The following is a 23,144-nucleotide window of genomic DNA, read 5'->3' on the forward strand; positions in this document are numbered from 1 at the left end:
GGGGGGAGAACGCCTGATGATCGATCGTCTTTTCGGTTTGCGTTTGCTCGGTTTCTTCGGTTCGCGCCCGTTCAGGTTCGCCGCCACTGCCATCGCCGGCGCCGCGCTGCTGGCCGCCTGCAGCCAGATGCCGCAGGCGCCGCGCGAATCGGTGGCTGCTACTGCCACGCCCAGCGCCGCGCCGGCGGCGCCCGCGCCGCAGCTCGGCACGCAGTGGGGCGAGGGCATCGAATCGAAGACCCGCACGGTCGACGCCAAGCGGCTTTCCAGCCGGCCGGACGACGTGGCCTCGCTGGGCTACAACGAAGCCTCCGCCGTGCGCCGCGCGGTGGGCGGCAATCCCGAGCGTCGCCTGAACCTGCTGCTGGCCGACGGCGACGTCGAATGGTCTGTGCTCGACGAAGACGGCCGCCCGCTGCCGCTGCAGCGCGCCCGCCGCGGCGCCGGCGGCGACGACATGTTCCGCCTGGCCGGCGTCGAGGGCTCGCGCTACACGCTGCGCTTTCGTAACCTGAGCGAGCGCAGCTACGAGGTGATCGCCACGGTCGATGGCCTGGACGTGCTCAACGGCAAGCCCGGCAGCCTGCGCAACGGCGGCTACGTGCTGCGTCCGCTGCAGTCGCTGACCATCGAAGGCTTCCGCAAGAGCCAGAACGAGGTCGCCGCCTTCCGCTTTTCCGCGCCCGGCCGCGCCTATGCCGCCAACACCGAGGCCGGCGACGTGCGCAACATCGGCGTGATCGGCGCCGCGCTGTTCGAGCTGGAGGAGCGCGACGCGCCCCGCCGCCAGCGCCGCGACGCAGTCCCGGCGCAGCCCAGCGCCTTCCCGGCCGACGGCGCCTACGCGCCGCCGCCGCGCTACCGCAAGTGAGCCCCATGAAGCGTGCCGCCTTCCTGCTGCTCGCGCTGGCGGCGGCCGCAACCGGCGCGCAGGCCATGAGCATCCGCGAACTGCGCACGCTCGAAGCCGGCGAGAAGGACGGCAAGGCCTACGCCAGCTACTACCTCGTCGGCGTGCTCGAGGGGCTGCGCGAAGGCGTGGAGTCCTCGCAGCGCAACGGGCAGAAGCCCATCTTCTGCGTCGAGGGCCGCCGCCTCGAGCCTTCCATGGCGCGCTCGCTCTACCAGACCGAGCTGAGCCGCAACGCCGACAGTTACGAAGCCGACATGCCAGTGCAACTGGTCATGGCCGGCGCCCTCCGAAACAGCTACAGCTGCACCCGATGACCGCTGCTCCTTCCGAATCCGCCCGCCTTCCGCTCGACCGCATCCGCGAGGACGTGCGGGCCATGCACGCCTACGCGGTGCAGGACGCCACCGGCTTCATCAAGCTCGACGCCATGGAAAACCCCTTCGGCCTGCCGCCCGCGCTGCAGGCCGAACTCGGTGCGCGGCTGGGCGCGCTGGCGCTCAACCGCTACCCGGGTGAGCGCGGTGCCGACCTGCGCCGCGCGCTGGCCGCGCACGCGCAGATGCCCGAGGGCTTCGAGCTGATGCTGGGCAACGGTTCGGACGAGCTGATCTCGCTGCTGGCCATCGCCTGCGACAAGCCCGGCGCCACGGTGCTCGCGCCGGTGCCGGGCTTCGTCATGTACGCCATGAGCGCCAGGCTGCAGGGGCTGCGCTTCGTCGGCGTTCCGCTCACGGCCGACTTCGAACTCGACGAGGCCGCCATGCTGGCCGCCATCGAGCGCGAGAAGCCGGCCATCGTCTACCTCGCGTACCCGAACAACCCCACGGCCAACCTCTGGAACGACGCGGTGCTGGAGCGCATCGTCGAGGCCCAGGGCGCGCAGGGCGGCCTGGTGGCGATCGACGAGGCTTATCAACCCTTCGCCGCGCGCAGCTACATCGACCGCCTGGCAAGGCACGGCCACGTGCTGCTGATGCGCACGCTCAGCAAGTTCGGCCTGGCCGGCATCCGCCTGGGCTACCTCATGGGCCCGGCCCCGCTGGTCGCCCAGATCGACAAGGTGCGTCCGCCCTACAACATCAGCGTGCTCAACTGCGAGTGCGCGCTCTTCGCCCTGGAGAACGCCGACGTGTTCGAGGCGCAGGCCCGCCAGATCCGAGAGGAGCGCGAGCGCCTGATGATGGGCCTGGGCCGCCTGCCCGGCGTGAAGACCTGGCCGAGCGACGCCAACATGATCCTTCTGCGCGTACCCGATGCCGCGAAGACCTTCGAAGGCATGAAGGCGCACGGGGTGCTGGTGAAGAACGTTTCTAAAATGCACGATCTGCTCGCAAACTGCCTGCGCCTCACCGTCGGAACGGCCGACGAGAATGCGCGGATGCTCGCGGCACTCGAAGCCTCACTATGACCACCCCCACCAACACGGCCGCCACGGGCGCTGCCGATCGCACCGCGACCGTCACCCGCAACACCGCCGAGACGAAGATCACCGTCAGCGTCAACCTCGACGGCACCGGAAAGGCCAAGCTCTCCACCGGCATCGGCTTCTTCGACCACATGCTCGACCAGATCGCCCGCCACGGGCTGATCGACCTCGAGGTCGACTGCCAGGGCGACCTGCACATCGACGGCCACCACACGGTGGAAGACGTCGGCATCACGCTGGGCCAGGCGGTGGCCAGGGCCGTGGGCGACAAGAAGGGCATCCGCCGCTACGGCCACGCCTACGTGCCGCTGGACGAGGCGCTGAGCCGCGTCGTCATCGACTTCTCGGGCCGCCCGGGCCTGGAGATGCACGTGCCCTTCACCAGCGGAATGATCGGCGCCTTCGACAGCCAGCTCACCTACGAGTTCTTCCAGGGCTTCGTGAACCACGCCTTCGTCACGCTGCACATCGACAACCTCAAGGGCGTCAACGCGCACCACCAGTGCGAGACGGTGTTCAAGGCCTTCGCGCGCGCCATGCGCGGCGCGCTCGAGCTCGATCCGCGCTCGGCGGGCGTGATCCCGTCGACCAAGGGTTCGCTCTGAGGACGGCGGCTCGAAAGCTATGAAATCTGTAGCAGCAAACACCGTCGCGGTCGTCGACTACGGCATGGGCAACCTGCACTCCGTGTCGCAGGCCGTGCGCCACGCGGCCGACCAGGTGGGCGTGGAAGTGTTCGTCACCTCCGACCCCGACGTGGTCCGCAAGGCCACCCGCGTGGTGCTGCCGGGGCAGGGCGCCATGCCCGACTGCATGCGCGAGCTGCGCGACTCCGGCCTGCAGGAATCGGTGCTCGAGGCGGCGGCGAGCAAGCCGCTGTTCGGCGTGTGCGTGGGCATGCAGATGATGCTGTCGCGCAGCGACGAGGGCCCGACCGACGGCCTCGGCCTCATTCCCGGCGAGGTCGTCAAGTTCGACCTGGCCGGGCGCCTGCAGCCCGACGGCAGCCGCTTCAAGGTGCCGCAGATGGGCTGGAACCAGGTGCGCCAGGCCCAGCCGCATGCGGTGTGGGCCGGGGTGCCCGACCTCAGCTATTTCTATTTCGTCCACAGCTTCTATGCCCGCCCGGCAAACCCCAAACACAGTGTGGGCGAGGCGGAATATGGCGCGAGCTTTACCGCAGCCATTGCACGCGATAACATTTTTGCAACCCAGTTCCACCCGGAGAAGAGTGCGGACCATGGGCTGCAGCTATATCGCAATTTCCTCCACTGGAACCCCTGAACCTGTTTTCCCGACCGGGCCGAAGCTTTGACAGCCCGGAATTCGCATACTCGCGTCACTTCCATGCTCCTCATTCCCGCCATTGATCTCAAAGACGGCCACTGCGTTCGCCTCAAGCAGGGCGACATGGATCAGTCCACCATCTTCAGCGAAGACCCCGCCGCCATGGCGCGAAAGTGGGTCGATGCCGGCGCGCGGCGGCTGCACCTGGTCGACCTGAACGGCGCCTTCGCCGGCAAGCCGCAGAACCACGCGGCGATCAAGGCGATCCTGAAGGAGGTGGGCGACGACATCCCGGTGCAGCTCGGCGGCGGCATCCGCGACCTCGACACCATCGAGCGCTACATCGACGACGGCCTGCGCTACGTGATCATCGGCACCGCCGCGGTCAAGAACCCCGGCTTCCTGAAGGACGCCTGCAGCGCCTTCGGCGGCCACATCATCGTGGGCCTGGACGCCAAGGACGGCAAGGTCGCCACCGACGGCTGGAGCAAGCTCACGGGCCACGAGGTGGCCGACCTGGGCAAGAAGTTCGAGGACTACGGCGTCGAATCGATCATCTACACCGACATCGGCCGCGACGGCATGCTCTCGGGCATCAACATAGAGGCCACCGTCAAGCTGGCCCAGGCGCTGACCATCCCGGTGATCGCATCCGGTGGCCTGTCGAACATGGCCGACATCGACCAGCTCTGCGCCGTCGAGTCCGACGGCGTCGAGGGCGTGATCTGCGGACGCGCCATCTACTCGGGCGACCTCGACTTCGCCGCCGCGCAAGCCCGCGCGGACGAGCTGACCGCCTGACGCTCCCGCCGCGCAGCGCGTGCTCTCCGCGCTCGCCATCGCCAACTACCGTTCGCTGCGGCAGCTGACCGTGCCGCTGGGCCGGCTCACGGTCGTGACCGGGGCCAACGGCAGCGGAAAGTCGAGCGTGTACCGCGCGATGCGCCTGCTGGCCGACATCGCCAACGGCGGCGTGATCCGCTCGCTGGTGCGCGAGGGCGGGCTTTCATCCACCCTTTGGGCCGGCCCCGAGCGCTTCTCGGCCGCCATGCTGCGCGGCGATGTGCCGGTGCAGGGCACCACGCGCAGCGAGCCCGTGGCGCTGAAGCTGGGCTTCGCCGGCGCCGAGGCCGACGACTTCGGCTACGCCATCGACATCGGCCTGCCGCCGCCCGTTCCTTCCACCGCGTTCTCGCACGACCCGCAGATCAAGCACGAGGCCATCTGGAGCGGCCCGCTGCTGCGGCCATCCACGCAGCTGGTCGACCGCAAGGGCGCCGCGCTGCGGCTGCGCGAGGGCAAGGGCTGGCAGGCCATCGGCCGGCCGATTCCGGCCTTTGCCAGCATGATGACCGAGCACGCCGACCCGCGCGACGCGCCCGAGATGCTCACGCTGCGCGAGCAGATGCGCTCCTGGCGCTTCTACGACCACTTCCGCTCCGACGCCGATGCGCCCGCGCGCCAGCCGCAGCTGGGCACCTACACGCCGGTGCTCGCCAACGACGGCGCCGACCTGGCCGCCGCGCTGCAGACCATCCGGGAGATCGGCGACAACGAGGCGCTGGACCGCGCCGTGGATGACGCCTTTCCGGGCGCAGGCATCGAGATCCGCGTCAACGGCGACCGCTTCGAGACGCTGATGCACCAGCACGGCCTGCTGCGACCCCTGACGGCCGCCGAGCTTTCCGACGGCACGCTACGCTACCTGCTGTGGATCGCGGCGCTGCTCACGCCGCGTCCGCCCGCGCTGCTGGTGCTGAACGAGCCCGAGACCAGCCTGCATCCCGACCTGCTGCCCGCGCTGGGGCGCCTCATCGCGCAGGCGGCGCGGCAGTCGCAGGTGATCGTGGTGTCGCACGCGGCGCGGCTCATCTCGGCGCTGGACGACAGCGACGGCATGCAGCCGGTGGTGCTGGAAAAGCGCTTCGGCGAGACCCGCATCGCGAATCTCGACATGAGCGAGATCCCGCGATGGGAGTGGCCTGCAAGATAGCGGACCTGCCTATTCGGCCTTCACCGACATCGTCTGGATGATGGTTTCCAGTTGCGCGCTCATCGGCAGGTTGATGCTCTCGCCCGATGGCAGCCTGCGCAGGAACCAGCGCTTGTACTGCCGCTCGATCTCGCCGTCTTCCGCGAGCACCTGGAAGGTGTCGACGACCACCTTGTTGAGCTGAGCATCGCCCTTGCGGTACATGATCCCGTAAGGGTCGTAGGAGAGGAAGTCGCCGACCACCTCGTAGTCGGCCTTCGCGGCATCCTTGGCGATCAGGCCGTAGAGCAGCACGTCGTCGGTGGCGAAGGCGTCGGCCTGGCCACTTTTTACGAGGCCGAAGGATTCGGCGTGGTCGCGCGCCACCTGCAGGTCGATGTTGAGCTTGAACTTCTGCGACAGCTCGCGCAGCGTCTTCTCGTTGGTGGTGCCGGCGGTCACCGCCACCTTGCGGTTGGCGAGGTCGCGGAAGGACTTGATCGGCGAGCCCTTCTTCACGAGCACCTTGGTGCCCGAAACGAACATCGTCGGCGAGAAGCTCACGCGCTTCTGGCGCTCGAGGTTGTTGGTGGTGGAGCCGCACTCCAGGTCGACCTTGCCGCTCGCGACCGCGTCGATGCGCGAGTCGGAGGTGACGGGCACCCACTTGATCGCGAGGCTCCTGTTGACCGCGTCCTCGATGGCCGTCACCAGCGCGCGGCACAGCTCGATCGAATAGCCGATGGGCTCGCCGCGCGCATTGAGGTAGGAGAACGGCACCGACGACTCGCGGTAGCCGATGGCGATGGTGCCGCTTTCGCGGGCCTTGGCCAGCGTGCCGGTGAGCTGCTCCTGCGCCCGCGCGGGAGCGGCGGGCAGTGCGGCAGCAAGAACCACGGCCGCCAGCAGGGCGGCGAAAGCGGATGGCAATGTGCCGATGCGCTTCATGGTGCTTCGGCTCAGGCGTGCGCCGGGTGGGCGAGGGTGGCGTTGGCTTCCTCGTCGAGCGCCTTGGCATTGACCTCGGCGTCGGCCTCCGAGAGCAGCTCGCCTTCCCATTTGGCGACCACAGCCGTGGCGATGGAGTTGCCCACCGCGTTCGTGGCCGAGCGGCCCATGTCGAGGAAGGTGTCCACGCCCAGGATGAGCAGCAGGCCGGCTTCGGGAATGTCGAAGTGGTTCAGCGTGGCGGCGATCACCACCAGCGAGGCGCGCGGCACGCCGGCCATGCCCTTGGAGGTGAGCATCAGGATCAGCAGCATCGTGATCTGCGTGCTGATCGGCATGTGGATGTTGTAGGCCTGCGCGATGAAGAGCACGGCGAAGGTGCAGTACATCATCGAGCCGTCGAGGTTGAACGAGTAGCCCATCGGCATCACGAAGCTGGAGATCTTGCGCTTCACGCCGAAACGGTCGAGCGCCTGCAGGATCTTCGGATAGGCCGCCTCGGAGCTGGCGGTGGCGAAGGACAGCAGGAAGGCTTCCTTGATGAGCACCAGCAGCTTGAGCACGCGCGGGCCCAGGAACAGGAAGCCCGCCAGGATCAGCACGCTCCACAGCACGAAGAGGCCAAGGTAGAAGTCGCCCATGAACACCGCGAACTTCAGCAGGATGCCCAGCCCGTTGACCGCCACCGTCGCGGCCATGGCGGCCAGCACGGCCAGCGGTGCGAGCTTCATCACGTAGCCCGTGATCTTGAGCATCGCGTGCGAGAGCTCCTCGATGGCGGCGACCAGCGTCTTCGCCTTGTCGCCCAGCGAGGCCAGGGCCACGCCGAAGAACATCGAGAACACCACGATCTGCAGGATCTCGTTGTTGGCCATGGCCTCGACGAAGGACTTCGGCACCGTGTGGCTCACGAAGTCCTTGAGCGTGAACTTGGCGGTGGCGAGGTTGGCCGAGGCGCCGATGTCCGGCAGCGGCAGCCCGAGGTTCTCGCCGGGCTTGAGCAGGTTGGCCATGACCAGGCCAATGACCAGCGAGATCAGCGAGGCGGTGAGGAACCAGCCGATGGCCTTGCCGAACACGCGGCCCACCGACTTGGCGTCGCCCATGTGCGCGATGCCCACCACCAGCGTGGAGAACACCAGCGGGCCGATCAGCATCTTGATGAGGCGCAGGAAGACGTCCGAGACGATGGAGACGTAGTCCGCGATTTCCTTGGCGGCCTTCTTGTCCGGAAAGCTGGTGAAGATCATGTAGCCGACGATGATGCCCAGCACCATCGCGATCAGGATCCATGCGGCCATCGGCAGCTTCTTCATTCGTATCCCCTTTTGTCGTGTGAGAGTGGTTTTTTCCGGGAGCGCGGGACCGGCCTGCACCTTGTCTCCCGATGCAGGCCGCCACAGGGTATCCAAGAAGGCCCCGGGCGCGCAATGGCCCGGGATGCCAGTTCCGTGCCACTGCACGGGCGCTGCCTACAATTCCTCACATGGAAACCAGCCTGATCGAGTTCCGCGGCCAGCCCGCCATGCGCGCCACGGGCGCCGACGGAAGTACCGTCACCATCGCACTGCATGGCGCCCATGTGCTCTCGTGGACCACGGCCGACGCCGTGGAAAGGCTCTACCTGAGCCCTCGCGCGGTGTTCGACGGGCAGGCAGCCATCCGCGGCGGCATACCCATTTGCTGCCCTCAGTTTAACCAGCGCGGCATGTTGCCCAAGCATGGCTTCATGCGCAATTTGCCTTGGGAAAACGCCCCTTCCGACGACCCTCAGACCCTGCGCCTGACCCTGCGCGACAACGAGGCCACGCGCAAGCTCTGGCCGCACTCTTTCGAGGCACGGCTGGATGCCGCCCTGAGCCCAGGTGGGCTGCGAACGGCGCTCGCTTTGGTCAACACCGATGCGTCGCCGTGGTCCTTCGCGGCCGCGCTGCACACCTATCTGCGCGTCGACGACATCGCCCAGGCGCGCCTCGAAGGCCTGCAGGGCGCCGATCGCTGGGATTCGCTGACCGACGAGCGCCATGCCGAAACGGCAGCGTCGCTGCATTTCGACGCCGAATTCGACAGCGTCTATGCCGCGCCCACCCAGCCGCTACGCTTGGCGCAACCCGGCGGCGCCCTCGAAATCTCGCAAAGCGCCACCTGCACCGAAACCGTGGTCTGGAACCCCGGTGCCGTGCTCGGTGCGAAACTCGCAGACATGCCCGAAGACGGCTGGCGCCACATGCTCTGCGTCGAGGCGGCCCGCATCGACGAGCCCGTGCTGCTGGCGCCCGGCGCCCAATGGCTGGGCTGGCAGCAGCTGCGCGTTCTCTGACTACCCCACCGGTTCCTTACCCCACCATGCTTGCCAAACGCATCATTCCCTGCCTCGACGTTACCGGCGGCCGTGTCGTCAAGGGCGTCAACTTCGTCGAACTGCGCGACGCCGGCGATCCGGTCGAGATCGCCGCGCGCTACAACGCGCAGGGCGCGGACGAACTCACCTTCCTCGACATCACCGCCACCAGCGACGGCCGCGACCTGATCCTGCCGATCATCGAAGCCGTGGCCTCGCAGGTTTTCATCCCTCTGACCGTGGGCGGCGGCGTGCGCACCGTGGCCGACGTGCGCCGGCTGCTCAATGCGGGCGCCGACAAGACCAGCTTCAACTCGGCCGCCATCGCCGATCCGCAGGTGATCAGCGACGCGTCGCAGAAGTACGGCTCGCAGTGCATCGTGGTCGCCATCGACGCCAAGCGCCGCAGCCCCGAGGAGGCCGCCACGCGCGGCGCGGGCTGGGACGTGTACAGCCACGGCGGGCGCAAGAACACCGGCCTGGACGCCGTCGAATGGGCCACCGAGATGGCGCGCCGCGGCGCCGGCGAGATCCTCCTGACCAGCATGGACCGCGACGGCACCAAGAGCGGCTTCGACCTGGAGCTGACCCGCGCGGTGAGCAACGCCGTGAACGTGCCGGTCATCGCCTCGGGCGGCGTGGGCAGCCTGGACGACCTGGCCGACGGCATCCAGACCGGCGGCGCCGACGCGGTGCTGGCCGCGAGCATCTTCCACTACGGCGAGCACACGGTGGGCGAGGCCAAGGCCCGCATGGCAGCGCGGGGCATTCCCGTGCGCATCGACCGCTGAATGACCCTGCCGGAGGCCCGCCGGACGCCTGTTCGAGGGTCTTTGGCCATCCCCGACAATACCGTCCATGAACTGGCTCGATGAAGTGAAGTGGGACGCGAACGGCCTGGTGCCCGTGATCGCGCAGGAACAGGGCAGCAACGACGTGCTGATGTTCGCCTGGATGAACCGCGAGGCGCTCGAGAAGACCGCCGAGCTGGGCCGTGCGGTGTATTTCAGCCGCTCGCGCAACAAGCTGTGGTTCAAGGGCGAGGAGTCGGGCCACGTGCAGACCGTGCACGAGATCCGCCTGGACTGCGACAGCGACGTGGTGCTGCTCAAGGTCACCCAGCTCGGCCACGAGCCCGGCATCGCCTGCCACACCGGCCGCCACAGCTGCTTCTTCAACAAGTACGACAACGGCGGCTGGAAGGCCGTCGAGCCCGTCTTGAAAGACCCGGAATCGATCTACAAGTGACGGCCACAGTGAACAACGACAGCACCTCCGACGCGCTCGCCCGCCTGGCCGCGGTCATCGAAAGCCGCCTGCCGGCACGCGGCGGCGACCCCGAGAAAAGCTACGTGGCGCGCCTGCTGCACAAGGGGCCGGACGCCTTTCTCAAGAAGATCGGCGAGGAAGCCACCGAGGTCGTGATGGCCGCCAAGGACGCCGACCATGGTGGCGACCGCTCGAAAATAGTGAACGAAGTGGCCGACCTGTGGTTCCACACCATGGTGGCGCTGGCGCACTACGGTTTTTCCCCGTCCGACGTCACTGCCGAGCTGGAGCGCCGCGAGGGCACCAGCGGCATCGAGGAAAAGGCGCTTCGCAAGGTGAAGGCGCGGGAATCCGAAGCCCCCAACGATTGAAAGGACACCTGCCATGGCCAACGACATCGTGAACGTGGAACCCGACGACTCGCTCAAGACCTGGGGCTGGGTCAGTTACATCCTGCACCTGATCGTGGCCATCGGCGCCGTCGTGCCGGGGGCGCAGGCCTCCGTGCTGCTCCTGCTGATCGCGCTGGTGATCGACTTCGTCAAGCGCGACGACGCGGCGGGCACCTGGCAGGCCTCGCACTTCAGCTGGCGCATCCGCTCGGTGCTCTGGGCGGGGCTGCTGTACATCGTCACCTCGTGGCTCTGGCTGCTGTTTCTCGTGCCGGGCTGGATTGCCTGGAGCCTGATCTCGCTGTGGTTCCTCTACCGGATCGTGAAAGGCATGATCCGGATGAACGACGGCCGTCCCATGGAACCCAAAGATGTCATCTGATCCGAACTGCGTCTTCTGCAAAATCATCGAGGGCAAGATTCCCTCCCGCAAGGTCTACGAGGACGAGGACCTGTTCGGCTTCCACGACATCGCGCCCTGGGCGCCGGTGCATTTCATGCTGGTGCCCAAGAAGCACATCGCCTCGATGGCGCAGCTGACGCCCGAGGATTCGGCGCTCATGGGCAAGATCATGACCCTGGCGCCCAGGCTGGCCCTGGAGCAGGGCTGCAGGCCTTATCCGGAGGGGGGCTTCCGCGTCGTGGTCAACACGGGCGCGGAGGGTGGGCAGGAGGTTCACCATCTCCATGTCCATGTCATGGGTGGCCCCCGGCCATGGCTTCGCGGCTGACGGGCATTAGGACAAACTGTCACATTCCGCCCGACTAAAATCGGACACATTCTTAGGAGTTCTCCATGGGTTCTTTTTCCATCTGGCACTGGCTGATCGTGCTGCTCGTCGTGGTCATGATCTTCGGCACCAAGAAGCTGCGGAACATGGGTTCGGATCTTGGAGGCGCCGTCAAGGGCTTCAAGGACGGCATGAAGGACGGCGCGTCCTCCGATGCCCCGGCCGCCTCTTCGGCCCCCGCCCAGCAGGTGACCGGCCAGCCGGCCAACAGCGACAAGTCGGCGATCGACGTCGAAGCGCGTCAGAAGTCCTGAGCACGGGCAGCAGCACGTGCTCGACCTCGGCATTGAGAAGCTGGCGCTGATCGGCGTCGTGGCGCTGATCGTCATCGGCCCGGAAAAGCTGCCGCGCGTGGCCCGCACCGTGGGCACGCTGCTGGGCAAGGCGCAGCGCTACGTGAACGACGTCAAGGCCGAAGTCAACCGCTCGATGGAGCTCGACGAGCTCCGCAAGATGAAGACCACCGTCGAGGATGCGGCGCGCGACGTCGAGCACAGCATCCACACGGGCGCGAGCGAGTTCGAGAAGCAGTTCAGCGGTTCGGGCGAAACCCTCTCGGCGCTGGCCGAACCCGAGCCGCCGCCGCCGCCGGTTTACAAGCACCCCCGCAAGAACTGGCGCCTGAAGCAGGGCGCCACGCCGCAGTGGTACAAGGCGCGCAACGGCGTGCGCACCAAGGCGCTCTCGGGCGCGGCGCGCGTCGCGCGCTTCCGTCCGCACAAGATCAACTAAGGGCCGGGCTCCCACTACCGCGCTCCCGGGCGCCGGCCGGCGTCACGCTATCTCCTCTTCTTCCCAATGGCCGATTCCGACAGCAAGAGCAAAGACAAAGAAGACGAGCTCGCGGGCACCGAACAGCCGTTCGTGGCGCACCTGGTCGAGCTTCGCGACCGGCTGCTCTACTGCGTCTACGGCCTCGTGGTCGCGGGCATCCTGCTGGCCATCTGGCCGGGCCCGGGCGGCCTGATCGACCTGATCGCGCTGCCGATCAAGGCGCACATGCCGCACGACGCGAAGCTGATCGCCATCGGCGTGTTCTCGCCCTTCTTCGTGCCGCTCAAGGTGCTGATGATGGCGGCCGTGCTCCTGGCGCTGCCCTGGCTCATGTACCAGGCGTGGATGTTCATCGCGCCGGGCCTCTACAGTCATGAAAAGCGTTTCGCGCTGCCGCTGATCTTCTTCGGCAGCCTGCTGGCCTATGCGGGCATCGCCTTCGTGCAGCTCTTCGTGCTGGACAAGATGTTCAGCTTCATTCAGCGCTTCGCGCCGGCCGCGGTGCAGGCGACACCCGACATTTCCTCCTACGTCGAGGCGATCCTGTCGCTCTACATCGCCTTCGGCGTGGCGTTCCAGGTGCCGATCGTCGTCATGCTGCTGGTGCGTTTCGAGATGGTGACCATCGAGAAGCTGAAGTCCTTCCGCGGCTACTTCATCGTGGTCGCGTTCGTCGTGGCCGCGGTGCTCACGCCACCCGACGTGGTCTCGCAACTGGCACTGGCCGTGCCCATGTGCCTGCTGTACGAGGTGGGCATCATCGGGGCCAAGTACTTCGCCAGCACTGGCAAGAAGCCCGAAGAAGAACAGAGCGCCGACTCGGCTTCCAGCTAGTTTCCAGGAGTCCGGCGGCAGTACTCAGCCCACGCTGTGGCCGTCAACGTCCCCAAGAAAATCCAGAAACACCGCGGAACCGGCTTTGCCGGGCCGCTGGTGTTGCCCCCGGAAGGGGGTTGGCGCAGCGACACGAAGTGCGCGAAGCCTGGGGGTGAACCTATTCCTGTTGATTGGGCACCTGCCGCACCGGGCTCTTCGGCCGCAGGCCCGGCGTCACGTCCAGTTCCATCTTGTCGCTGCCGCGCTGCAGCGCGAAGCGCGAGGTGCTGCCGGGCTTCAGGCCGGCCACCGCGGTCAGCAGGGCCTGCACGTTGTCCGTCTTCTTTTCGCCCACCGAGGTGATCACGTCGCCCGGGCGGATGCCTGCCTTGGCAGCGGGGCCGTTCTGCAGCACGCCGGTGATGATCACGCCCGCGTCGGCCTTCACGCCGAAGGTCTCGGCCAGTTCGGGCGACAGGTCGCTCGGCTCCACGCCGATCCAGCCGCGGCGCACCTGGCCTTCCTTGACGATGCCCTCGAGCACGATCTTGGCCATCGACACCGGAATGGCGAAGCCGATGCCCATGCTGCCGCCCGAGCGCGAGTAGATCGCGGTGTTGATGCCCTGCAGGTTCCCGTTCACGTCGATCAGCGCGCCGCCCGAGTTGCCTGGGTTGATGGCCGCGTCGGTCTGGATGAAGTTCTCGAAGTTGTTGATGCCCAGCTGGTTGCGGCCCAGCGCCGACACGATGCCGCTGGTCACGGTCTGGCCCACGCCGAAGGGGTTGCCGATGGCCAGCACCTGGTCGCCGACCTGCAGGCCGTCGGAGTCGCCCAGCACGATCACGGGCAGCTTGTCGAGCTCGATCTTCAGCACCGCCAGGTCGGTGTCGGGGTCGGTGCCGATCACCTTGCCGCGGGTGTGGCGGCTGTCGTTGAGCGTCACCTCGATCTCGTCGGCGCCTTCCACCACGTGGTTGTTGGTGAGGATGTAGCCGTCCGGGCTCACGATCACGCCGCTGCCCAGGCCCACCTGGGGCTGGTCGTCCTGGTCGCCGAAGAAGAAGCGGAACCACGGGTCGTTGCTGCGCGGGTGGCGCTGCGCGGCCTTGCTGGTGTTGATGCTCACCACCGCCGGAGAAGCCTTCTTGGCCGGCGCGCTCAGGCTGCCGGGCGCCGCGATGTTCGGGTTGCTCGCTGGCGCTTCGACGATGGAGACCACCCCGCCCAGCGAGGTCGCGCGCTTGTTGATCCACTCGGGCTTGAGCGTCGCGACGACGAAGTAGGCCGCCAGCAGGACGGTCACGGCTTGGGCAAATAGCAGCCAGGTGCGTTTCATGAAAGATTGGTGAAAAAGGCGTTGGAAGACCGCATGCAGCGCGGCAATGTTGTCAATTGTCCCTCAACCGGGCGGACCAGAACCCGCTCCGGCCGGTCGAGATTCGGGCCGCCGGGGGACGTGAATCCGGGTTAACACTTAGGATTACGGGTCGGCCCCACCCGGTCCGTCTGTTTTCCGGCCCCCGTGCCGCCTATCCGGCGGCTGCGGCCAGGCCTTCCGTCGGCGCGCCATTCTTCCGTTTTCTCACCCGGTCCTGCGGGCTGGCGCGCGGCCAAGACCTTCCTGCCAGCCATGACTTCAGAAGCAACCTTTCCGGACGGCGCGCAGCCGGTGCCGGCGCGCACGCTCGGTTCGAGCGATTACAAGACCCTCGGCCTGTCCGCCCTCGGCGGCACGCTGGAGTTCTACGACTTCGTCATCTACGTGTTCTTCGCCACCGTTCTGGGGGCGCTGTTCTTCCCGGCCGACATGCCCGACTGGCTGCGCCAGCTGCAGACCTTCGGCATTTTCGCGGCCGGTTACCTCGCGCGCCCGGTCGGCGGCATCGTCATCGCGCATTTCGGCGACATCTTCGGCCGCAAGCGCATGTTCACGCTGTCGATCTTCCTGATGGCGGCGCCCACGCTGGTGATCGGCCTGCTGCCGACCTACGCGAGCATCGGCGTCGCGGCGCCCCTGCTGCTGCTGGCGATGCGCGTGCTCCAGGGCGCGGCCATCGGCGGCGAAATGCCCGGCGCCTGGGTGTTCGTGGGCGAGCACGTGCCGGGCAAGCGCTACGGCCTGGGCATCGGTGTGCTGACTTCGGGCATCACCGGCGGCATCCTGCTGGGCTCGCTGATCGCGGTGGCCATCAACCGCCACTACTCGCCCGAGCAGGTGAGCGACTTCGCGTGGCGCATCCCCTTCATCCTGGGCGGCGTGTTCGGGCTGGTGTCGGTGTACCTGCGCCGCTTCCTGCACGAGACGCCGGTGTTCAAGGAGCTGGCCGGTCGCCGCAGCGCCTCGCGCGAGCTGCCGCTGCGCACCGTGCTGCGCGAGCACCGCCTGGCCTGCGTGTACGTCGGGCTGCTGACCTGGGTGCTGTCGGCCGCCATCGTGGTCGTGGTGCTCTACACGCCCACCTATCTGCAGAAGGTGCATCACATTCCTGCCGCCATGGCGCTGGAAGCCAACGCGCTCGCCACGCTGACGCTCACGCTGGGCTGCGTGCTGGCCGGCTGGGCCAGCGACCGCATCGGCACCCGCACCGTGATGCTGATCGGCTGGGGCGGCCTGCTCGTCACGGCCTACCTGTTCTACAGCGGCCTGCCCGGGACGCCGGCGACGCTCTTCTGGCACTACGGCCTGGTGGGCTTGTTCGTGGGCACCATCGCCACGGTGCCGATCGCGGGCGTGCGCGCCTTTCCGGCGCCGGTGCGCTTCACCGGGCTCTCCTTCGCCTACAACATGTCGTATGCGGTCTTCGGCGGGCTCACGCCGGTGATTCTGACGCTCTGGCTGCAGCACGACACGATGGCGCCCGCGCACTACGTGGCGGCGCTGGCCGCGCTGGGCTTCCTGCTGGCGCTGCTGCCCCTGGCCGCGCGCGGCCATGCGATGCGCGACGGTGGCGTGGCGCCCGCGCACGGCGCGACAATGGGGCGATGAGCACAACCCGCCACGAACTGCTTCACGCACTCGACCTGCTGCTGGCCCCCGGGCGCTTCAAGGACTACGGACCGAACGGCCTGCAGGTCGAAGGGCGTACCGTGGTGCGAAAGATCGTCTCGGGCGTGACCGCCAGCCGTGCGCTGATCGAGGCCGCGATCGGCGCCGAGGCCGACGCAATCTTCGTCCACCACGGCCTGTTCTGGCGCGGCCAGGACGGCCGCGTCACCGGCTGGATGAAGCAGCGCCTCGGCCTGCTGCTGGGCCACGACATCAATCTCTTCGCCTATCACCTGCCGCTCGACGCGCACCCCGAACTGGGCAACAACGCCCAGCTCGGCCTGAAGCTGGGGCTCGTGGCGCATTCCGGCCCTGGAGGCCGCTTCGGCGAACAGGAGCTGGGCTTCATCGGCACGCAGGAAGGCGGCGGGAGCTTCGACAGTGCCAAGGCGCTGGCCACCCACGTCGAGAGCGTGTTGAAAAGACCGGTGACGCTGGTCGAGCCGGCGCAGCGTGCCGTGAGGAACATAGCGTGGTGCACCGGCGGCGCGCAGGGCTACTTCGAAGCCGCCATCGCGGCCGGTGCCGATGCCTTCATCACCGGCGAGATCTCTGAGCCGCAGGCCCACTACGCGCGCGAGATGGGCGTGGCCTTTCTCGCCTGCGGGCATCACGCCACCGAGCGCTATGGCGCGCCCGCGGCGGCCGCGCACGTGGCTGCGCAACTCGGGCTGAAGCACGAGTTCATCGACATCGACAACCCGGCATGAGCACCCCCATTGCCATCACCTTGGGTGACCCCGCGGGCATCGGGCCGGAAATCATCGTCAAGGCATTCCGCGACGCGCCCGATGCCACCCATGGCACCTTCGTTGCCGGCGACGTGGGCATGCTGCGCAAGGCATCACAGGCCCTGACCGCCGATGGCCGGCCGGGCTGGCCGGTGCTGGAAATCGAATCCGTCGCCGAGGCCGCGACCGTACCGCCGGGCTGCATTCCGGTGCTGCAGGTGATCGCGCCGCCCAAGGGCATCGAAACGGGCCGCATCAGCGCCGAGGCCGGCCGTGTGGCGGGCGAGTGCGTGGTGTGGGCCGCGCGGGCCGCGTTGCGCGGGGAGATCGGCGCCCTCGTGACCGCGCCGCTGCACAAGGAAGCGCTGTCGGCCGCCGGCTTTCCGTACCCCGGCCACACCGAGCTGCTGCAGGCGGAGGCGGCCGCGCACCTGGGGCGCACCGTCGCCGACGTGCCGGTGCGCATGATGCTGGCCAACGACGAACTGCGCACAGTGCTCGTCAGCATCCACATGTCGCTGCGCAAGGCCATCGAGGCGGTGCGCTTCGAGGGTGTGCTGGAGACCCTGCGCATCACGCACCGCGCGCTGAGCCACGCGCTGGGCCGCGCGCCGCGCATAGGCGTGGCGGGTCTCAACCCGCATGCGGGCGAGGGTGGGCTGTTCGGTTCGGAAGAGCGGGAAATCATCGCGCCGGCCGTCGAGGCTGCGCGCGCCGAAGGCATCGACGCCAGCGGGCCTCATGCGCCCGACACCGTCTTCATGCGCGCGCGCGCCAAGGCCGGCGTGCCGTCCAGCGGCGAATTCGACGTGGTGATCGCGATGTACCACGACCAGGGCCTGATCCCGGTCAAGTACCTGGGCGTGGAGAAGGGCGTCAACGTGACGCTGGGGCTGCCGCTGGTGCGCACCAGCCCCGATCACGGCACCGCGTTCGACATCGCGGGAACGGGGCTGGCCGATGCCTCGAGCCTTGTCGAGGCGCTGCGCATGGCCCGGGTGCTCGGGGGCGTTTGATCAGGAGCGTTTGAGGCTGTCGCGGATCTCGCGCAGCAGCACCACGTCTTCGGGTGTTTCAGGGGCTGCGGCGGGCGCCGGCTCTTCGCTGCGCTTCAGGCGGTTGATCTGCTTGACCATCATGAAGATGATGAAGGCGAGGATCACGAAGTTGACGGCGATGGTGATGAAGTTGCCGTACGCCAGCACAGGAACGCCTGCCTTCTTCAGGTCGGCCAGCGTGTTCGCCACCCCTGGCGGCACGGTGCCCAGCACCACGTAGAGATTCGAGAAATCGAGCTTGCCGAACACCACGCCCACCAGCGGCATGATGATGTCGGCCACGAGCGAGTCGACGATCTTGCCGAAGGCGGCACCGATGATCACGCCGACCGCGAGGTCGATGACGTTGCCCTTGACGGCAAATTCCTTGAATTCACTGAGGATGCTCATGATTCAAAAGGCTGCTGGAGCTCTGCTGTTGAAGGAGAGCCGAGTATGCCCGCGATTGCTCACTTCTCCAGCGCACGCGGTACCACATCGACATGCGCAGCCGGCAACCCTTCACGACTGCGCGCGGCAATCTGCCTGTAGCCGTCTTCCAGGTGGCGCACGAAGCGCGGCGTGTCGAAGTAGCCGCTGCGCGTGTCCTTGGCCCGCGCGAGCCGCGAGCGCAGCGAGGCGAGCTCCTCGGGGTGCGTGGCGTAGTGGATGGCCTTGCTCACGTATTCCGCGTGGTTCGTGGCCACCAGCTCCGGCAGTCCGATGGCATGCAGCAGGCTGCCCGCCATGCGCGACACCATCGTCGTGCCCGTAAGCGCCAGCAGCGGCACGCCCGACCACAGCACGTCGTTCGCGGTGGCACCGCTGCTGTAGGGAAAGGTGTCGATGAACAGGTCGGCCAGGCCGATGCGCGCCAGGTGCTGGTCGACCGGCATGCGCGGCGACACGATCAGCCGCTGGGCCGGCAGGCCCGCCTTCTCCCATTGCGCGCGCAGGTTCTGCTCGAAGCCGTTCGGGCCCTGCGCCAGCCACAGCACCGAGTTCGGAATGCCCTGCACGATGCGCACCCATGCCTCGAAGGTCTCGGGCTGGATCTTGAACGACTGCGAGAAGTTGCACAGCACGAAGGCGTCGTCGGGCAGGCCGTGTTCGGCGCGCGTGGGCCTGTGCGGGTTGGTCGGGCGCTTGGTGTCGATGACCTGGAAGGTCTCGGGCAGGCGCAGCAGCTTCTCGGAGTAGCAGTCTTCCGTGCCCGGCGGCGAGAGGAAGTTGTCGGACACCAGGTAGTCGTAGTTGGGCGTGCCGCTGGTGCCCATGTAGCCCAGCCACATGAGCTGCGCGGGTGCCGCGTGGTAGGCCATCACCTGGGGCTTGGCTCCGCGCGTGTCGCCCGAGAGGTCGACAAGGATGTCGATCTCGTCGTCGCGGATGCGCTCGGCCATCTGCTGGATCGACTGGCCCTGCAGGTCGACGAAATGCTCGACCGATGAAGCGATGCGCGCCCGCGCGGGGTGGCCGTCGTCGGGGCCGTAGGAATACACGAAGACTTCGAACTCCTTGCGGTCGTGCTGGCCGTAGAGCTCGGCCGTCAGGTGCGCGACCGGGTGGTTGCGGAAGTCGAACGAGAAGTAGCCCACGCGGATGCGCGGCGAGGTGCGGCGCGCGCCAGCGTCGGCAAAGGGCCGGATGGCCGCGTTGCGGTCGGCCAGCAGGGCGGAGCGCTGCGTCCAGTTCATGAGGCGGCGCGCGTCGTCGTAGTTCGACATCAGGATGAACGACGAAACCGTCTGGTCGTTGCTCGGGTTGTCGAGCAGCGCCGCGATGCGCTCGCGCAGCTCGGGCACGCCGCTCCAGTCGGCGATGTGCGCCTTCTCGCCCAGCATCCACACCATGGCGGGCATGAAGTCGGGGTCGTCGCGCAGGCACTGCTCGAACTCCGCGATGGCTTCCTTCGACTGGCCGGCCATCACGTAGGTCACGCCCAGGTTGCAGCGCGCGAGCACTTGGCGCGGATGCACCTCGAGCGCTCGCTTCAGCACCTCGATGGCGGTGTCGAAGCGGCCCAGGCGGAAGTTCACCGTGCCCAGGTTGTTCAGCAGCAGCTCGTGCTCGGGCAGGCTTTCGAGCGCCAGCCTGTAGAGCTCGGCCGATTCGCCGAAGCGCATCGACACGCCTTCGAGCGCGCCGCACACGCCGTAGAGCGCGGCCACGCCCTCGGGGTCGGACAGCGCCTTGTGGCGCTCCTCGGCCGGCCAGTTGCGCATGGCGCGCTGCATGGGCGCGATGGCTTCCTCGATGCGGCCGCAGGCCTGCAGCGCCCTGGAGAGCATGAAGGCGGCCTCGCAGTCCATCGGATCGGCGGCGGCCTGCTCGTACGAGCCGAGCGCGGCGGCCCAGTCCTTCTGGTGCGCGCGGATCTTGCCGATGTTCTTGTGCGCGGCGGCATAGCCGGGGTCCAGCGCCAGAGCCTGGCTGAACTGCGCGATCGCCTCGTCGAAGCGGTCCTGCTCCATGTCGATGGCGCCGGCGTTGTTCCATGCGGCGGGTGCCTGCGGCGCGAGCCGCGTGGCCTCGGCGGCGGCCTCGCGCGCCTGGCGGAACTTCTTCTGCTGGCGGTAGACCGCCGACAGGTTCACGTAGGCCTCGGGATAGTTGGGCTGCGCCTTGATTGCGCGACGCAGATCCTGCTGCGCCTCGGCCGGCAGGCCCATGTGCATGAAGATCGTCGCGCGGGTGTTGAAGTAGAAGTGGTGCGGCGAGCGCGCGATGGCCCGGTTCACGTAGTTCAGCGCCAGCTTCGGGCGGCCTTGCCGGTACAGCGCCTCGCCGCTCAGATGCAGCGCGTCGGCATGATCGGGAAAGAGCGACAGCAGCGCTTCGTAGACCTGCAAGGCCTCGGCGAAGCGGCCCACGCGATGCAGCGCCAGTCCCTGCTCCAGGAGCTGGCCGGCGTTCGCGGCCGGAATGGAGGGAGCGGGAGCGAGAGAAGGTGGGTTCATGAATCCGCGTGATGGACGGGTCGGCACAGGAGAGGGCCGCCGCTTCGGCGCCGGCCTTCGCGCGCAGCAGGGAGCCATGAAAAAGGCCGGTTACCCAGTATAGGGGCCGGCCTTTCGTTTGCATCCGCTGGCAATCCCGCGGCGCGCACGCTGGCGCCACGGGAGTGCCGGGCCGGATTACCAGGACCAGGAGGCGCCGATGCCGCCGCCGACCTTGCCGCTGCTGCCGCTGCCGATGTTGACCTTGATCTGCGCGCCTTCGCCGATGCGGAAGCTGGCGGCTGCCGCGATGGCCGAGCGGCCGTCGAAGGAGCCCACGCCCACGCCGATGCCGAAGCTCTTGCCCGCTTCGAGCGCCGGCACCGAGGCCGCGGCCAGCGCGATGGCCGCGCCGGTGCTGCTGGTCTTGCGCATGTCCTGCACCTCGTTGCGGACCTGGTTCAGCTGCGACATGTTCGCGGCGTCCGTCGGCAGGATGCCGGGGGCCACGTTCTGCACGCGGCCGTTGGCGACCATGCCGTTGCCCGCCGTGATGGTGCCGCCCGCGGTCACGTTGCCGGTGACGTTGACCGTGCCCGCGTTCAGCGTCGTGACGTTGCCGGTCACGGCGTTGATCGTGGTGATGTTGCCGGTCTGCGTGTTCAGCACCGTGATGTTGCCGTTGGCCGCAGTGATCGTCTGGAAGTTGCCGGTGGTGGCATTCACCGTGCTGGCGTTCACCGTCGTGGCGCTGACCGTGCCGGCGGTCAGGGCGTTGACCGTGGCGCTGGCAGCCGACAGGTTGGTGGTACTCACGTTCGTCGCGCTCAGCGTGTTGATCGTGCCGCGGCTCGCCGTCAGGTTGGTCGTGCTGACGTTGGTGGCGCTCAGCGTGTTGATCGTGCCGGCGTTGGCTGTCAGGTTGGTCGTGCTGACGTTGGTGGCGCTCAGCGTGTTGATCGTGCCGCTGTTGGCCGTCAGGTTGGTGGTGCTCACGTTGGTGGCGCTCAACGTGTTGATCGTGCCGTTGTTGGCCGTCAGGTTGGTCGTGCTGACGTTGGTGGCGCTCAGCGTGTTGATCGTGCCGTTGTTGGCGGTCAGGTCCGTGGTGCTGACATTGGTCGCGCTCAACGTATTGATCGTGCCGTTGTTGGCGGTCAAGTCCGTGGTGCTGACGTTGGTGGCGCTCAGCGTGTTGATCGTGCCGTTGTTGGCGGTCAGGTCCGTGGTGCTGACGTTGGTGGCGCTCAACGTGTTGATCGTGCCGTTGCTGGCGGTCAGGTCCGTGGTGCTGACATTGGTTGCGCTCAGCGTGTTGACGGTGCCGTTCGATGCAGACAGGTTGGTGGTGCTGACATTTGTCGAGCTCAGTGTGTTGATGGTGCCGTTCGACGCCGTCACGTTGGTGGTGCTGACGTTGGTGGAGGTCAGCGTGGCGATGCTGCCGGTGTTCGACGTCAGGTTGGTGGCGTCGATGTTGGTCGAGGTGATGCCGGTCGCCAGCACATTCGTCGAGGTGACGCCGGTCGCCAGGATGTTGGTCGAGGTCAGCGACTGGATCGTGCCGTTGCTCGACGACACGCTGCCGGAGGTCAGGCTGCCGGTGCTGATGGTGCTGGCCGTGATGCTGGTCGAGCTCAGCGTGTTGATCGTGCCGCTGCCGGCGGAAAGATTCGTGGCCGTGACGTTGGCAGAAGACACGGTGCCAGCGGTGATGCTGCCCGCGGACACGGTGCCCGAACTGATGCTGGAGGAGGTCAGGTTGGTGACCGTGCCGCTGCCGGCGGAGAGGTTCGTGGCCGTGACGTTGGCAGAAGACACGGTGCCGGCGGTGATGCTGCCTGCGGATACGGTGCCCGAGCTGATGCTGGAGGAGGTCAGGTTGGTGACCGTGCCGCTGCCGGCGGAAAGGTTCGTCGCCGTGACGTTGGCAGAAGACACGGTGCCGGAGGTGATGCTGCCCGCGGATACGGTGCCTGCGGTGAGCGTCGCCGTGCTGATGCTGGTCGAAGTCAGATTGGTGGCGGTCGCAGACGTCGTGCTGAGACTTGTCGTGGTCACCCGAGTCGCTGTGATGCTCGTCGTGGAGATGCTCGTTGCCGTCAGGTTGGGGGTGGAGATTCCGTCGTCGGAAGTCAGAAGCCCGTTATTTGGTCCACCCACGACGTTGACGTTGTTTCCGCCGACCTGCACCTGGGCGTATGCCACCGGCAGAGTCATCACGTAGCCGGCACCTACGAGCACCGAAGCGAGAAGCCGGCTCACAGCCGGACGGCGAACAATGAAAGAGCGGACACTGGAGCGCTGGGATGTAGTCATTTGGACTTTCTTCCTTGAAGAAATCAGTTGCCATTTCTGGTCTTTCACACGCCCTCGTCGCGTGAAAGCAGGGTTGGGCTTCATCGAGTTACCCAATGCAACCGATGCTAGGAATCGAGGTCTTCGCTGAACATCACCGG

General features: G+C 67.4%; 26 protein-coding genes. 20 read left to right on the forward strand and 6 right to left on the reverse strand.

Annotation, left to right across the window (positions count from 1 at the left end; all coding sequences use genetic code 11):
- Positions 1 to 16 precede the first annotated feature (16 nt).
- The 7 genes from ABL843_RS06370 to ABL843_RS06400 all read left to right on the forward strand — a co-directional run bounded on the left by ABL843_RS06370 (position 17) and on the right by ABL843_RS06400 (position 5,619).
- Positions 17 to 871, forward strand: coding sequence for a hypothetical protein (locus ABL843_RS06370; protein WP_418119332.1), 855 nt, complete (start codon positions 17 to 19; stop codon positions 869 to 871).
- Positions 872 to 876: 5 nt separating this feature from the next.
- Positions 877 to 1,227: a hypothetical protein gene (locus ABL843_RS06375; protein ID WP_418119333.1), complete on the forward strand. Its 351-nt coding sequence runs from the start codon at positions 877 to 879 to the stop codon at positions 1,225 to 1,227.
- Positions 1,224 to 2,321 carry a histidinol-phosphate transaminase gene (gene hisC, locus ABL843_RS06380; protein ID WP_418119334.1) on the forward strand — a complete coding sequence of 366 codons (1,098 nt, stop codon included), beginning with the start codon at positions 1,224 to 1,226 and terminating at the stop codon, positions 2,319 to 2,321. Before ABL843_RS06375 ends, hisC begins: the two co-directional genes overlap by 4 nt.
- Positions 2,318 to 2,944 (forward strand): imidazoleglycerol-phosphate dehydratase HisB, encoded by a 627-nt coding sequence (gene hisB / locus ABL843_RS06385; RefSeq protein ID WP_126023009.1) that lies wholly within the window; start codon positions 2,318 to 2,320, stop codon positions 2,942 to 2,944. Before hisC ends, hisB begins: the two co-directional genes overlap by 4 nt.
- 19 nt (positions 2,945 to 2,963) lie before the next feature.
- The gene (gene hisH, locus ABL843_RS06390) at positions 2,964 to 3,623 is read left to right on the forward strand and encodes an imidazole glycerol phosphate synthase subunit HisH (RefSeq protein ID WP_126023010.1); all 660 of its coding nucleotides are present in this window, start codon (positions 2,964 to 2,966) and stop codon (positions 3,621 to 3,623) included.
- Positions 3,624 to 3,686: 63 nt separating this feature from the next.
- Positions 3,687 to 4,427: a 1-(5-phosphoribosyl)-5-[(5-phosphoribosylamino)methylideneamino]imidazole-4-carboxamide isomerase gene (gene hisA / locus ABL843_RS06395; RefSeq protein WP_093299818.1), complete on the forward strand. Its 741-nt coding sequence runs from the start codon at positions 3,687 to 3,689 to the stop codon at positions 4,425 to 4,427.
- 19 nt (positions 4,428 to 4,446) lie between these two features.
- Positions 4,447 to 5,619 (forward strand): AAA family ATPase, encoded by a 1,173-nt coding sequence (locus ABL843_RS06400; RefSeq protein WP_418119335.1) that lies wholly within the window; start codon positions 4,447 to 4,449, stop codon positions 5,617 to 5,619.
- A 9-nt stretch (positions 5,620 to 5,628) separates the two neighbouring features.
- Here the strand turns inward: ABL843_RS06400 and ABL843_RS06405 are convergent, their stop codons facing one another.
- Together ABL843_RS06405 and ABL843_RS06410 are read right to left on the reverse strand one after the other, a co-directional pair.
- Positions 5,629 to 6,546: an amino acid ABC transporter substrate-binding protein gene (locus ABL843_RS06405; protein ID WP_418119336.1), complete on the reverse strand. Its 918-nt coding sequence runs from the start codon at positions 6,544 to 6,546 to the stop codon at positions 5,629 to 5,631.
- 11 nt (positions 6,547 to 6,557) lie between these two features.
- The gene (locus ABL843_RS06410) at positions 6,558 to 7,862 is read right to left on the reverse strand and encodes a dicarboxylate/amino acid:cation symporter (protein WP_184635111.1); all 1,305 of its coding nucleotides are present in this window, start codon (positions 7,860 to 7,862) and stop codon (positions 6,558 to 6,560) included.
- A 170-nt stretch (positions 7,863 to 8,032) separates the two neighbouring features.
- Here ABL843_RS06410 and ABL843_RS06415 point away from each other — a divergent pair, with 170 nt between their 5' ends.
- The 9 genes from ABL843_RS06415 (at position 8,033) to tatC (ending at position 12,947) form a co-directional block, all read left to right on the forward strand.
- Positions 8,033 to 8,866: a D-hexose-6-phosphate mutarotase gene (locus ABL843_RS06415; protein WP_418119337.1), complete on the forward strand. Its 834-nt coding sequence runs from the start codon at positions 8,033 to 8,035 to the stop codon at positions 8,864 to 8,866.
- A 26-nt stretch (positions 8,867 to 8,892) separates the two neighbouring features.
- Entirely contained in the window at positions 8,893 to 9,678 is a 786-nt protein-coding gene (gene hisF / locus ABL843_RS06420; protein ID WP_126023015.1) for an imidazole glycerol phosphate synthase subunit HisF, read from the forward strand.
- A 58-nt stretch (positions 9,679 to 9,736) separates the two neighbouring features.
- A complete protein-coding gene (hisI, locus tag ABL843_RS06425) occupies positions 9,737 to 10,135 on the forward strand; it encodes a phosphoribosyl-AMP cyclohydrolase (RefSeq protein ID WP_184605003.1) in 399 nt (132 codons plus the stop codon).
- The gene (locus tag ABL843_RS06430; protein WP_418119338.1) at positions 10,132 to 10,527 is read left to right on the forward strand and encodes a phosphoribosyl-ATP diphosphatase; all 396 of its coding nucleotides are present in this window, start codon (positions 10,132 to 10,134) and stop codon (positions 10,525 to 10,527) included. The genes hisI and ABL843_RS06430 overlap by 4 nt, the downstream gene beginning before the upstream one ends.
- A 13-nt stretch (positions 10,528 to 10,540) precedes the next feature.
- Positions 10,541 to 10,930, forward strand: coding sequence for a DUF4870 family protein (locus ABL843_RS06435; protein ID WP_126023017.1), 390 nt, complete (start codon positions 10,541 to 10,543; stop codon positions 10,928 to 10,930).
- Positions 10,920 to 11,279: a histidine triad nucleotide-binding protein gene (locus ABL843_RS06440; protein WP_369659435.1), complete on the forward strand. Its 360-nt coding sequence runs from the start codon at positions 10,920 to 10,922 to the stop codon at positions 11,277 to 11,279. The genes ABL843_RS06435 and ABL843_RS06440 overlap by 11 nt, the downstream gene beginning before the upstream one ends.
- A 65-nt stretch (positions 11,280 to 11,344) precedes the next feature.
- Positions 11,345 to 11,593, forward strand: coding sequence for a Sec-independent protein translocase subunit TatA (tatA, locus tag ABL843_RS06445; RefSeq protein WP_093196339.1), 249 nt, complete (start codon positions 11,345 to 11,347; stop codon positions 11,591 to 11,593).
- A gap of 16 nt (positions 11,594 to 11,609) precedes the next feature.
- Positions 11,610 to 12,071, forward strand: a complete 462-nt coding sequence (gene tatB, locus ABL843_RS06450; protein ID WP_019654392.1) for a Sec-independent protein translocase protein TatB — start codon at positions 11,610 to 11,612, stop codon at positions 12,069 to 12,071.
- A 66-nt stretch (positions 12,072 to 12,137) separates the two neighbouring features.
- The gene (tatC, locus tag ABL843_RS06455) at positions 12,138 to 12,947 is read left to right on the forward strand and encodes a twin-arginine translocase subunit TatC (protein WP_126023018.1); all 810 of its coding nucleotides are present in this window, start codon (positions 12,138 to 12,140) and stop codon (positions 12,945 to 12,947) included.
- A gap of 160 nt (positions 12,948 to 13,107) precedes the next feature.
- Here tatC and ABL843_RS06460 read toward each other — a convergent pair whose 3' ends face one another.
- On the reverse strand, positions 13,108 to 14,268 hold the full coding sequence (locus ABL843_RS06460) for a trypsin-like peptidase domain-containing protein (protein ID WP_126023019.1): 1,161 nt from the start codon (positions 14,266 to 14,268) through the stop codon (positions 13,108 to 13,110).
- 294 nt (positions 14,269 to 14,562) lie between these two features.
- Between ABL843_RS06460 and ABL843_RS06465 the strand changes: the two genes are divergently transcribed.
- Genes ABL843_RS06465 through pdxA form a run of 3 tightly spaced genes read left to right on the forward strand, consistent with a single transcriptional unit; the run spans position 14,563 to position 17,725 of the window.
- Complete coding sequence (locus tag ABL843_RS06465; protein ID WP_184635122.1) at positions 14,563 to 15,918, forward strand: MFS transporter; 1,356 nt, start codon at positions 14,563 to 14,565, stop codon at positions 15,916 to 15,918.
- Positions 15,915 to 16,688, forward strand: a complete 774-nt coding sequence (locus tag ABL843_RS06470; RefSeq protein WP_418119339.1) for a Nif3-like dinuclear metal center hexameric protein — start codon at positions 15,915 to 15,917, stop codon at positions 16,686 to 16,688. The genes ABL843_RS06465 and ABL843_RS06470 overlap by 4 nt, the downstream gene beginning before the upstream one ends.
- Entirely contained in the window at positions 16,685 to 17,725 is a 1,041-nt protein-coding gene (gene pdxA, locus ABL843_RS06475) for a 4-hydroxythreonine-4-phosphate dehydrogenase PdxA (protein ID WP_418119340.1), read from the forward strand. Before ABL843_RS06470 ends, pdxA begins: the two co-directional genes overlap by 4 nt.
- Here the strand turns inward: pdxA and mscL are convergent, their stop codons facing one another.
- The 3 genes from mscL to ABL843_RS06490 form a co-directional block, all read right to left on the reverse strand.
- Positions 17,726 to 18,157, reverse strand: coding sequence for a large conductance mechanosensitive channel protein MscL (gene mscL / locus ABL843_RS06480; protein ID WP_126023023.1), 432 nt, complete (start codon positions 18,155 to 18,157; stop codon positions 17,726 to 17,728). It abuts the gene before it with no gap.
- 59 nt (positions 18,158 to 18,216) lie between these two features.
- Positions 18,217 to 20,706 carry a tetratricopeptide repeat protein gene (locus ABL843_RS06485; RefSeq protein ID WP_418119341.1) on the reverse strand — a complete coding sequence of 830 codons (2,490 nt, stop codon included), beginning with the start codon at positions 20,704 to 20,706 and terminating at the stop codon, positions 18,217 to 18,219.
- A 177-nt stretch (positions 20,707 to 20,883) separates the two neighbouring features.
- Positions 20,884 to 22,386: a YadA-like family protein gene (locus tag ABL843_RS06490; RefSeq protein ID WP_418119342.1), complete on the reverse strand. Its 1,503-nt coding sequence runs from the start codon at positions 22,384 to 22,386 to the stop codon at positions 20,884 to 20,886.
- Between ABL843_RS06490 and ABL843_RS06495 the strand changes: the two genes are divergently transcribed.
- Complete coding sequence (locus tag ABL843_RS06495) at positions 22,367 to 22,912, forward strand: hypothetical protein (protein ID WP_418119343.1); 546 nt, start codon at positions 22,367 to 22,369, stop codon at positions 22,910 to 22,912. The two genes, ABL843_RS06490 and ABL843_RS06495, sit on opposite strands and share 20 nt — an antisense overlap.
- Positions 22,913 to 23,144 lie beyond the last annotated feature (232 nt).

Origin of the sequence: Variovorax sp. 350MFTsu5.1 (genome assembly GCF_048302515.1) — a bacterium.
Classification (GTDB): domain Bacteria; phylum Pseudomonadota; class Gammaproteobacteria; order Burkholderiales; family Burkholderiaceae_C; genus Variovorax; species Variovorax guangxiensis.

Coding starts and splice junctions, on each gene's coding strand:
- ABL843_RS06370 (WP_418119332.1), top strand. CDS start 17: ATGATCGATCGTCTTTTCGGTTTGCGTTTGCTCGGTTTCTTCGGTTCG.
- ABL843_RS06375 (WP_418119333.1), top strand. CDS start 877: ATGAAGCGTGCCGCCTTCCTGCTGCTCGCGCTGGCGGCGGCCGCAACC.
- hisC (WP_418119334.1), top strand. CDS start 1,224: ATGACCGCTGCTCCTTCCGAATCCGCCCGCCTTCCGCTCGACCGCATC.
- hisB (WP_126023009.1), top strand. CDS start 2,318: ATGACCACCCCCACCAACACGGCCGCCACGGGCGCTGCCGATCGCACC.
- hisH (WP_126023010.1), top strand. CDS start 2,964: ATGAAATCTGTAGCAGCAAACACCGTCGCGGTCGTCGACTACGGCATG.
- hisA (WP_093299818.1), top strand. CDS start 3,687: ATGCTCCTCATTCCCGCCATTGATCTCAAAGACGGCCACTGCGTTCGC.
- ABL843_RS06405 (WP_418119336.1), bottom strand. CDS start 6,546: ATGAAGCGCATCGGCACATTGCCATCCGCTTTCGCCGCCCTGCTGGCG.
- ABL843_RS06410 (WP_184635111.1), bottom strand. CDS start 7,862: ATGAAGAAGCTGCCGATGGCCGCATGGATCCTGATCGCGATGGTGCTG.
- ABL843_RS06415 (WP_418119337.1), top strand. CDS start 8,033: ATGGAAACCAGCCTGATCGAGTTCCGCGGCCAGCCCGCCATGCGCGCC.
- hisF (WP_126023015.1), top strand. CDS start 8,893: ATGCTTGCCAAACGCATCATTCCCTGCCTCGACGTTACCGGCGGCCGT.
- ABL843_RS06435 (WP_126023017.1), top strand. CDS start 10,541: ATGGCCAACGACATCGTGAACGTGGAACCCGACGACTCGCTCAAGACC.
- ABL843_RS06440 (WP_369659435.1), top strand. CDS start 10,920: ATGTCATCTGATCCGAACTGCGTCTTCTGCAAAATCATCGAGGGCAAG.
- tatA (WP_093196339.1), top strand. CDS start 11,345: ATGGGTTCTTTTTCCATCTGGCACTGGCTGATCGTGCTGCTCGTCGTG.
- tatC (WP_126023018.1), top strand. CDS start 12,138: ATGGCCGATTCCGACAGCAAGAGCAAAGACAAAGAAGACGAGCTCGCG.
- ABL843_RS06460 (WP_126023019.1), bottom strand. CDS start 14,268: ATGAAACGCACCTGGCTGCTATTTGCCCAAGCCGTGACCGTCCTGCTG.
- ABL843_RS06465 (WP_184635122.1), top strand. CDS start 14,563: ATGACTTCAGAAGCAACCTTTCCGGACGGCGCGCAGCCGGTGCCGGCG.
- ABL843_RS06470 (WP_418119339.1), top strand. CDS start 15,915: ATGAGCACAACCCGCCACGAACTGCTTCACGCACTCGACCTGCTGCTG.
- pdxA (WP_418119340.1), top strand. CDS start 16,685: ATGAGCACCCCCATTGCCATCACCTTGGGTGACCCCGCGGGCATCGGG.
- mscL (WP_126023023.1), bottom strand. CDS start 18,157: ATGAGCATCCTCAGTGAATTCAAGGAATTTGCCGTCAAGGGCAACGTC.
- ABL843_RS06485 (WP_418119341.1), bottom strand. CDS start 20,706: ATGAACCCACCTTCTCTCGCTCCCGCTCCCTCCATTCCGGCCGCGAAC.